The organism is Serratia sp. (in: enterobacteria) (assembly GCF_046715635.1).
GTDB lineage: Bacteria > Pseudomonadota > Gammaproteobacteria > Enterobacterales > Enterobacteriaceae > Chania.
This window is the reverse complement of the sequence record NZ_JBKJYW010000238.1, coordinates 1-9465: the sequence shown is the minus strand read 5'-3', so window position 1 is coordinate 9465 and position 9465 is coordinate 1. Positions and strand designations below refer to the sequence as shown.

7 protein-coding genes and 1 pseudogene are annotated in these 9465 nt (G+C 56.8%); 4 read left to right on the top strand and 4 right to left on the bottom strand.

The window, feature by feature from the left end; genetic code table 11:
- Nucleotides 1–15 precede the first annotated feature (15 nt).
- Complete coding sequence (locus tag ACLQ7H_RS11970; protein WP_411752858.1) at nucleotides 16–1416, top strand: glycoside-pentoside-hexuronide (GPH):cation symporter; 1401 nt, start codon at nucleotides 16–18, stop codon at nucleotides 1414–1416.
- A gap of 9 nt (nucleotides 1417–1425) precedes the next feature.
- Nucleotides 1426–2376, top strand: coding sequence for a family 43 glycosylhydrolase (locus tag ACLQ7H_RS11965; RefSeq protein WP_411752857.1), 951 nt, complete (start codon nucleotides 1426–1428; stop codon nucleotides 2374–2376).
- Nucleotides 2377–2392: 16 nt separating this feature from the next.
- Here the strand turns inward: ACLQ7H_RS11965 and ACLQ7H_RS11960 are convergent, their stop codons facing one another.
- From ACLQ7H_RS11960 to ACLQ7H_RS11950, 3 genes are read right to left on the bottom strand one after another with little or no spacing between them, the layout of a single operon-like run.
- Entirely contained in the window at nucleotides 2393–3634 is a 1242-nt protein-coding gene (locus ACLQ7H_RS11960) for a c-type cytochrome (RefSeq protein WP_411752856.1), read from the bottom strand.
- On the bottom strand, nucleotides 3634–4185 hold the full coding sequence (locus ACLQ7H_RS11955; protein WP_411752855.1) for a (2Fe-2S)-binding protein: 552 nt from the start codon (nucleotides 4183–4185) through the stop codon (nucleotides 3634–3636). The genes ACLQ7H_RS11960 and ACLQ7H_RS11955 overlap by 1 nt, the downstream gene beginning before the upstream one ends.
- Entirely contained in the window at nucleotides 4182–6971 is a 2790-nt protein-coding gene (locus ACLQ7H_RS11950; RefSeq protein WP_411752854.1) for a xanthine dehydrogenase family protein molybdopterin-binding subunit, read from the bottom strand. The genes ACLQ7H_RS11955 and ACLQ7H_RS11950 overlap by 4 nt, the downstream gene beginning before the upstream one ends.
- Nucleotides 6972–7228: 257 nt before the next feature.
- Here ACLQ7H_RS11950 and ACLQ7H_RS11945 point away from each other — a divergent pair, with 257 nt between their 5' ends.
- Together ACLQ7H_RS11945 and ACLQ7H_RS11940 are read left to right on the top strand one after the other, a co-directional pair.
- Nucleotides 7229–7810 carry an NTP transferase domain-containing protein gene (locus ACLQ7H_RS11945; protein ID WP_411752853.1) on the top strand — a complete coding sequence of 194 codons (582 nt, stop codon included), beginning with the start codon at nucleotides 7229–7231 and terminating at the stop codon, nucleotides 7808–7810.
- Complete coding sequence (locus ACLQ7H_RS11940; RefSeq protein ID WP_411752852.1) at nucleotides 7810–8805, top strand: XdhC family protein; 996 nt, start codon at nucleotides 7810–7812, stop codon at nucleotides 8803–8805. Before ACLQ7H_RS11945 ends, ACLQ7H_RS11940 begins: the two co-directional genes overlap by 1 nt.
- A 121-nt stretch (nucleotides 8806–8926) precedes the next feature.
- Here the strand turns inward: ACLQ7H_RS11940 and ACLQ7H_RS11935 are convergent.
- A pseudogene (locus tag ACLQ7H_RS11935) lies at nucleotides 8927–9465 on the bottom strand (AraC family transcriptional regulator); the annotation flags it as partial.

Below are 9465 nucleotides of genomic sequence, written 5' to 3'. Positions count from 1 at the left end.
GCGGAGAAAATGTCCATGAAGAGCAATGCCCTATCGATAAAAGAAAAGATTGGCTACGGCATGGGAGACGCCGGTTGCAACATGATCGGCGGCGCAATCATGCTGTTCCTCAACTACTTCTATACCGATATCTTTGGCATTACCCCGGCACTGGTGGGGATTTTGCTGCTGTCCGTACGCGTACTGGACGCCGTGAGCGATCCCATTATGGGAGCGATTGCCGATAGAACCCAAAGCCGTTTTGGCCGTTTCCGCCCTTGGCTGTTATGGATTTCCCTGCCTTACGTGCTGTTTAGCGTATTGATGTTTACCACCCCGGAGTGGAGCTATAACAGCAAGGTGATTTACGCCTTTGTCACCTATTTCCTGATGTCGCTGACCTACACCGCCATCAACATTCCCTACTGCTCGCTGGGGGGCGTGATCACCGCCGACCCGCACGAGCGCGTTTCCTGCCAGTCGTACCGTTTCATCATGGTCGGCATCGCGACGCTAATCCTCTCGCTGACCCTGTTACCGATGGCGGAATGGTTCGGCGGGGCCGACAAGGCCAAGGGCTACCAAATGTCGATGGGCGTGATGGCGTTGATCGCACTGGCTATGTTCTTGTTCTGCTTTGCGACGGTGAAAGAACGTATCCGCCCGGCGGTGCCTACTCACGATGCGCTGAAGGCCGATCTGAAAGACGTGTGGAAAAACGATCAGTGGGTACGCATTCTGCTACTGACTTTCTGCAACGTTTGCCCCGGCTTTATCCGCATGGCCGCCACCATGTATTACGTCACCTACGTCATGCAGCAATCCACCTCGTTCGCCAGCCTGTTTATCGCCCTGGGCGTGGTCGGTATGATGATCGGCAGCGCCCTGGCCAAGCCGTTAACCGACCGCTTCTGCAAGCTGAAAGTGTTCTTCTGGACCAATATCGCGCTGGCCACCTTCTCCAGCGGCTTCTACTTCCTTAACCCGCAGTTGACCTCGCTGATCGTGGTGGCCTACTTCCTGCTGAATATCCTGCACCAGATCCCTTCCCCGCTGCACTGGTCGTTGATGGCCGACGTGGACGACTACGGCGAATGGAAAACCGGCAAGCGCATCACCGGTATCAGCTTCTCAGGGAACCTGTTCTTCCTGAAGGTCGGGCTGGCGGTTGCCGGGGCAATGGTGGGTTTCGTGATGTCTTACTCCGGCTATCAGGCCGATGCAGGAGCTCAAAGCGCCGGGGCGCTGCAGAGCATCGTCTTGCTGTTTACCGTGATCCCAGGCGTGGGCTACCTGATCACCGCTGGCGTGGTCCGTTTGCTGAAAGTGGATCGCAACCTGATGTCACAGATCCAGAGCGATCTGGAAAAGCGCCGCGTCAATTATCAGGAACTGGCGGAATACCGCGAACAACAGCTCGAAGCCAAACACTCTTGAGAGGTCTAGATGACTATTTATCCCAATCCACTGATTGAGCAGCGTGCCGATCCCTTTATCTATCGCCATAGCGACGGCTATTACTATTTTATCGCCTCGGTGCCGCAGTACGATCGCCTGGAACTGCGCCGCGCCCGCCGTCTGACAGAGCTGGCCCAGGCTCCAACTCAGGTTATCTGGCGTAAACCCGCGTCTGGGCCGATGAGCAACCTGATCTGGGCACCTGAGCTGCACGTTATCGACGGTAAGTGGTATGTCTACTTTGCGGCAGCCCATAGCCCGGAGATTGCTGACGGCCTGTTCCAGCATCGCATGTTTGCGCTGGAGTGCAGCGCCGCCAACCCGCTGGAGGGAGAATGGGTAGAGAAAGGGCGTATTGCAACACCGATCGACAGCTTCTCACTCGATGCCACTCACTTTGAGCATCAGGGAAAGCACTATTATCTCTGGGCGCAGCAAGACCCGCAGATCCGGGGAAACTCCAACCTGTATCTGGCAGAAATGGCCAATCCCTGGACGCTAAAAGGGGCCCCGGTGATGCTGAGCAAACCGGAGTTACCTTGGGAAACCATTGGGTTTTGGGTGAACGAAGGCCCGGCGGTGATCAAACACGGTAAGCGGATCTTCATCAGCTACTCGGCCAGCGCCACCGACGAGAATTATTGCATCGGCCTGCTGTGGGCAGACATCGATGCCGATCTCCTCGATCCGACACAATGGCATAAGGCCAGCGAACCGGTGTTTCGCACCAGCTATGCCAACCGCCAGTTCGGCCCAGGGCACAACAGTTTTACCGTGGATGAGAAGGGTAATGACGTGCTGGTCTACCACGCCCGCAATTACACCGAAATAGAAGGCGATCCGTTATACGATCCGAATCGCCATACGCGGATTAAAACTCTGGAGTGGGATGCTGAAGGAATGCCGCTGTTTGGCATTCCCCCGGCAGATAATCACTAGCCCACAGTTGACGGGATTAATGAGCTTTGCGCAGTGCCTTCACCTGCTCGGCGGTGATATCCGCCGGCAATCCACCCCAGGTGACACGCAGGTAATTCACCAGCTCGGCAATTTGCGCATCGTCCAGACGATCGGCAAAGCCCGGCATGCTCTGCATACTTTCGTTGCCGGGGAATTGCTGAGCTGGTAGCCCATCCAGCACCGACACGATCAGGTTCTTGCCGTCTGGTTGGCGCAACGTGGCGTTATCACGCATCGCCACCGCCACGTGCGGTTTACCCGCACCATCACGCTCATGGCAGGCGGAACACTGATCGAGATAGGTGATACGCCCGGCATCGCTGCCCTGCCCGATGTTAGCGGCCACCGGCTGCGGTGGCTTGTCGCCCATCAGGTAAGTCACCAACGCCCGATGATCTTCCGGCGTCAAATGGCGAGTGCTGAGATCGACCACCATGTGCATTTCGCTAAACGCCGAGCCCTGCGGCGCTAACCCGGTGCTGAGGAAACGGCTCAGATCCTCTGGTGTCCAGCCGCGCTGTGCCAAAGCCTGTGGCGTGATATCCGGCGCGATAAACCGCCCCAGATCGCCGCCCTGCATCGGCTTGCTCAGTTCCATCTGCCCCAGCATGCCCCTTGGCGTATGGCATTCACCACAGTGCCCAAGCACGTCAGACAGGTAACGACCACGCTGCCATTCGGCGGAGCTCCCCTGCGAGCTGGCGGGTAACGGATCGCTGTTGCGGAACAGCAAATTCCAACCGATCAGCGCCATCCGCTGGTTGAACGGGAATGGCATATCGTTGGCCGGAATGGCCACATCCACCGCCGGGCGCGACATCAGATAGGCATAAATAGCATCTGCATCTTCGCGCGAAATGCCTTTGTAGGAGGTGTAAGGCATCGCCGGGTACAAATGGCGGCCACCGGGCGCCACCCCCTGTGTTAACGCCAGGAAGAAATCATCCTTGGTCCAGCGGCCAATCCCTTGGTCAGCGGAAGGCGTCAGGTTGCTACCATAAATGGTGCCGAACGGGGTATCCAGCGGATAGCCTCCCGCCAGCGGTGCCCCACCAGCGGCGGTATGGCAGGCGGCGCAGTCGGCAGCCTGCGTCAGGTAACGCCCACGGGCAATCTGTTCGCTGCTGGCGGTAACCTGCTGGACTGGGCCGTCGTAGCTGCGGTTTTCCCGCCACCACAGCACGGCGATAACGATCGCCGCTATCAGCACAATCAACAATGCGAGACGTTTTTTCATTACGCCGTCTCCTTCAGCAGGCCAGGGGTTTTCAACACCACATCACGCACCGCTTCGTAATAACGGACATAGCCGGTACAACGGCAGATATGGTTTTCCAACGCCTGCTCAATCGCGCCTTCCAACTGGTCACGCAGGATTGGCTCACGCTTAAGCTTCTCGACAAAGATGGTGGCCGCATTGACGAAGCCCGGCGTGCAATAGCCACACTGGAAGCTGTAGTGATCGAGGAATGACTGCTGGATCGGCGAGAGCTCAACCACGTCACCCTGATTATCCACCTGCGCAAGGCCTTCGATGGTGCGTACCTGTTTGCCATTGAAAAAGTGAGCCCCGGTGATACAGGTACGGATTTCTTCGCTGGTGCCGCTTGGATGGTCGAGGATCGCCACGCAAGCGTGGCAGATACCCTGGCCGCAGCCGAGACGTGAGCCGGTCAGATCGAGATATTCATGCAGAAAATCGATCATCATCAGCCCTTCCGGTACCTCGATGGGACCATATTGTTTGCCGTTAACGGTCAGGGTAATGGGTTGGGTTTTAATGCTCATGGTAACACCTCAAGAATATTTTCGGCACGGACAGGCAAATCACGGAAACGATGACCGGTGGCGTGGGCAATGGCGTTAACCAATGCGGCGACCACAGGGATCATGACCACCTCCGCCATCCCTTTCGGCGGATCGGTTTCCGACAGCGCAGGCAGGATGTCACCGGTCTGTTTCCAGACCGCCACATCGCTGGCGCGCGGCAAATGGTAACGGTTAAAGTTCCAGGTGCCGTTACCCGGCCCATCTTCGTACAGCGGTAAATATTCATGCAGCGCATGGCCGATCCCCATCGCCAAACCGCCCTGCAACTGGCCAGAAACCAGCTCAGGCACGATCAGGTTGCCACACTCCATAATCGAATGATGATTCAGCAGTTCAACTTTACCGGTAGCGATATCCACCGCCACTTCCACCAGCGTACCCACGGCGCTGTAATAGGTCACAGCGGCGTTATTGCGCTGGGTTGGCGGATAATAAACCTGCTCACGTGCCAGAGGGCTGAATTCACCGTTGCCAATGCGTACCGACAAGCCGTCAACAGGCAGGCGCTCGCTGTGATTATTCAGCTTGAAGTCCGCTTCCGCCCACTGCCAGCGGTTGAAGACGTGCACCACCGCGCCGGTCAGGTTGCCCATCTGATAGGCTTTTTTCACCAACAGCTCAAACGGCAATATCTGCATACCGGCCGCCGTCAGGCCACCCTCGACCCAGCGAGCATCTTCTTTACGCACCACCAGCGGCGCCGCCTGGCCGCCACCAATGCCGGACTGCCAGATAGACAGCGCGGCAGGCCACAGCCCCTGTTCAAACACCAACCGGGCCGCTTCACACGTGCTGTGCGAGAAATAGTAAGCGGAGTTGCTGGCGCTGGAAGGTGAGCAATAGCTTGGCGTCCAGTTCGGATTGGTTTGCAGTTGGTCCTGCTCATCCTGCGACATCATGTAGGGATCGCCGCTGGTCACCATCGGCAACAGGGACCAATCGGTCACCGAGAAATGGGCTTCATCCGCCGGTTTCCCCAGCCATTGCGCACATAGCACCGACTGCGACGTTGACATGCCGGTGCCCATTTCGGCCCCGCTGTGATACAGGGAGATACGCCCGTCCTCGCTGAACTCCACGCGAGCAAAGGAGGTTTCGGCCCCGGTGCCAAAGTCTTTCTGCACACAGCCAAAGCCTACGCCATAGCGTTTGCCGGGATTCTGGCTCTCAAACTCCACCTTGCGTTCGGCGCGTTTACGCCACATCTCATGCTGTGAGGCTTTTACCAGCACTTCATCGGCGCGAATAGCCCCTGCCGGGATCGCCCCTTGGGTGTTTTTCATGCCGGACTTAAGCACGTTGCGCAAACGAAACTCGATCGGATCGAGCTTCAGCTCTTGTGCCAATTCGTCCATCATCATCTCGGTGGCGGCCATGCTTTGCAACGTGCCGTAACCGCGTGCGGAACCCGCATCGATGGCACGAGAGGCCAGCCCGACCGAGGAAAGATCGCTTTTCGGGAAGTAGTAAATCGACTGGGCCGCCGTAGCACCAACCATCACCACCGATGGCGTAAAGTTACAGCGCCCGCCACCGTCGGCGGTCATCGCCCCTTGGAAGGCCTGCAACACGCCGGTCTGCTTGTCTACCGCAATGCGGTAATCCATATCGAAGGCATGGCGCTTGATCGAGGTCTGGAACTGCTCAAAACGGTCATTCGCCAGCCGCACCGGCAGTCCGTCACCGTACAACGCGGCAACCGCGCCGTAATACGGGAAGTTATAGTGATCTTTCGAGCCATAGCCCACGGTGTAACAAGGGTGCAGGATCAGCTGTTTGACCGGTTGATGGCGTTTGGCCAACATGCGAGGCATTTCGTCCGCCACCTCCTGCGGGGACTGGGTCGGGATCACCAGGTGCAGGGTCTGGCTGGCCGTATCAAACCAGCCATTGGCGTTGTCCGGCTCCAGGGCCGAAGTATCAACGGATTGCGTGGTATAGCGGCGTGACATGACCAACCAGTCCTGCGGTGGGGTTTGCAGTTGGTCGGCAATCATCCCGGCGTAATACATGCCCTCCTGATCGAGCTTGCCACCCTCACGCCCTTCCGGCCACACCGGCAGATGTCTGCGCATTGACAGCGGGAAGATCGGCGTGTCTTTCAGGCTGGAGAAACGATCGTCATCGAATGGTTGTTCGCCCCCGACGCGCACGTAGCGGAAACTGCCCCAAGGATCGCGCTGTAACGGGCCGGTTTCATTGCCATACTGGATCACTTCGTCGTGGAATTTCAGCTTGTCTTTGGCAAAGCGGAAACGAGCAAAATCATGATAGATCAGGATTGCCACCGCATGGCCGAGATAGGCAGGGGTTTTCCCTGTAGGCAGCAGCATGTCATCGCCATAAAACGCCGGGAAGGCCAAGCCGTCTCGCTCAAGATCTTCCGCCGTCACTAAACGATCCGGTTGCAGATCGTCACCCAGCAGGGAGAGATCGATACCGGTAAACAGACGATCGGCTTTAGTGGCGCGCAGAATAAAGGCGTGAGCCTGCTGCTGTGGCCAGTGCGGCATATCAACGGCACGAATATCGCGGGCAAACACTTTCTGCCCCATGACCTTGGAGCGGCCATCGATACGGTAGCGAATGCGTTTAGTCTGCGCATCCCAGTTCGGTGATTGCAGGATCTTCTGCTCAAACAGCGCGGCATAGGCGCGGCTGTAGAGAGGCGCGAGGTAAACAGACACCCCCGCTATCACGGCACCCTTGATAAAGCGGCGTCGTGACGGGTTGAAATTGCTCATAAAATATCCTTTACGTTCTTATCTACCCCTAGCATCCAGATGCGGGTATTCGCGCCGTAACCCGAAGGCTGGAGGTAAGTCGTTTTTTTTATCGGTTTTGTTGCGCAAGCGCTGGTAACCTTGCCGAAGACGTTATAATCATAAGCTTATAACCAAAATTATGTGAGTATTAACATTTTGTTTTCATAAAATGAAACACTTGGAAACATGTAATGCCTCTATAGTGTGGCTGATTTGCGCAATTGCGGAAAAAAGAGATGACGACAGGTATCGTGATTACCGCCGCCGGGCGGGGTGAGCGTTTTCTTCAGGCCGGTGGCAGTGGCAACAAGCTTAACGCCCTATTGCAGGGTAAGACGGTGTTCGAACATACGCTGCAACAGGCGCTGGCCTCCGGCTTACCGGTGCAGGTCGTCACCCGGCCAGAAAACCTGGCGGTGCAACAGGTTTGTGCCACACATCAGGTACCCTGCATCTTACTGGTCAGCGGTGGTCTGGGTGAATCTATTGCCGCTGGCGTTGCCGCAACCGCAAACTGGGGAGGCTGGCTGATCCATCTGGCAGATATGCCTTTTGTCTCGCCACAGATCTTTGTGCAAGTTGCCGCAGCCCTGAGCCAGCACAGCATCGTGCGCCCCAGTTTCCAGCAACAACCTGGCCACCCGGTGGGGTTCACCGCCATTTTGCGCAAACAACTGTGTGCGTTACGTGGCGATAATGGCGCGCGGGAACTGCTACGCAGTCATGGGCAGGTTTACCTGCTCCATCTCGACCAACCGGGCATCGTGCAAGATATCGATCTCCCTTCTCAGCTAGTGGCAAACGAGTCCATTAATTAATGCAACACCTTGATATCACCGTAGTCGGCCAGGCAATCAACTGGCTGGAACAGCAGCCGGTATGGCTGTGTACCGTATTGAACACTTATGGCTCATCACCACGTTCTCCTGGCGCATTGATGGTGGCAACCCGCGACGGACACTATTGCGGATCGTTATCCGGCGGCTGCGTGGAAGAGGACTTTTTGCGCCGTCTGGCAGACGGGGAATATCAAGCCGCCAGCCAGGTGATCCGCTACGGTGCTGGCGGGCTAACCCCCAGCGTGGCGCTACCCTGTGGCGGCGTGTTGGACGTGCTGATCGAACATTTGCCCGCAGGCCCTGCCAGCATGGGCTACCTGCGCAAAATCGCTGAGGTGTTGGCCGGCCATCATGCTCTGGTCAAACACCTGACCTTGCCCAATGCCTGTAGCGCACTGGAAACCACCAGCTTTGCCAGCGCAACCCAGGTCGTGCGCAACCAACAGGAGATCCAGTTGCATATCGCCGCCGCTCCTCGGCTGCTGATTGCCGGGCTTTCCAGCGTGGCGCTGTATTGCGCCGACTTTGCCAGCGCGCTCGGCTTTGAAGTGTTGGTATGCGAGAACCGCCCGGAAGCTCTGGAGAACTTCGCTACGCAGCTCAAACCGCACATCACCCTGCTGCGCCAGTTCCCGGCCAAATTCATTGAGGAAGGCGGTTGCCACGCCAACACCGCGATTGTGGCGCTGACCCACGATCCGCGCATGGATGACTTAACCCTGATGGAGGCGATCCACACCCCGGCGTTTTACATCGGCGCGATGGGTTCTCAACGCAACAGCGATCGCCGCCGCCAGCGGCTGCAACAGATCGCCGAATTCAGCCCGCAGGAACTTGGTCGTATCCACGCGCCGATTGGTCTACCGCTTGGCAGCAAAACCCCAGCGGAGATCGCTCTGGCCGTAATGGCCGATATCGTGCAGCAGAAGAATTACCCCTCACCCCAACCCTCTCCCACAGGGAGAGGGAGCTGATAGCCCCTGCTCTTTTGGAAGTGATCAGGTAAGCTCAACAGCCTTGATCGCCCCCTCTTCCAAAGTGAGTCACTACAATTTCAAACACACTCGATCGGTTCCCTCTCCCACAGGGAGAGGATTAGGGTGAGGGGGGCGTTTTTTCTGCGAAGGCTTTGTCTGGCACTATAGGGATCAGATATTCATATTCCAGGTGCAATTCTTCGTCGACATCGAGCGAGTAGCTATGCTGCGCGATATCGTACCCTTCCCGGCGCACCAGGTTAAACTGCGGCAGGAGTTTGGTGTAAACGCTGGCGATATACTCGTGAAGGGCCACCGGTTTGCCAGCATAGTGAAAGCGGCAATAACCACCGCTGATTTCCGGTAGTTCCAGCAACGATTTACCTACGGCGATGGTTTTATCTACCGCAACAAAATAGTCGACCTTCACCCGCTCACCATCTGGTGTAAAATTGGTTAGCGCATAAAGTTTGTCTGGCCGTAAATTAAACTCGTTACAAAAACGATCCTTTATTTCATCACGAATTGCCGCGTGGGATTCACCCAACTGTTCAATATCGATGTGATAAGAATAATACTGACCGACCAGCGAGTAGCTGTCTGGTTTAACCTCAACATAGTCAATAGAGATATCGCTAGGTTGATTAAGCGACAGCG

Coding starts and splice junctions, on each gene's coding strand:
- ACLQ7H_RS11950 (WP_411752854.1), bottom strand. CDS start 6,971: ATGAGCAATTTCAACCCGTCACGACGCCGCTTTATCAAGGGTGCCGTG.
- ACLQ7H_RS11965 (WP_411752857.1), top strand. CDS start 1,426: ATGACTATTTATCCCAATCCACTGATTGAGCAGCGTGCCGATCCCTTT.
- ACLQ7H_RS11945 (WP_411752853.1), top strand. CDS start 7,229: ATGACGACAGGTATCGTGATTACCGCCGCCGGGCGGGGTGAGCGTTTT.
- ACLQ7H_RS11970 (WP_411752858.1), top strand. CDS start 16: ATGAAGAGCAATGCCCTATCGATAAAAGAAAAGATTGGCTACGGCATG.
- ACLQ7H_RS11960 (WP_411752856.1), bottom strand. CDS start 3,634: ATGAAAAAACGTCTCGCATTGTTGATTGTGCTGATAGCGGCGATCGTT.
- ACLQ7H_RS11940 (WP_411752852.1), top strand. CDS start 7,810: ATGCAACACCTTGATATCACCGTAGTCGGCCAGGCAATCAACTGGCTG.
- ACLQ7H_RS11955 (WP_411752855.1), bottom strand. CDS start 4,185: ATGAGCATTAAAACCCAACCCATTACCCTGACCGTTAACGGCAAACAA.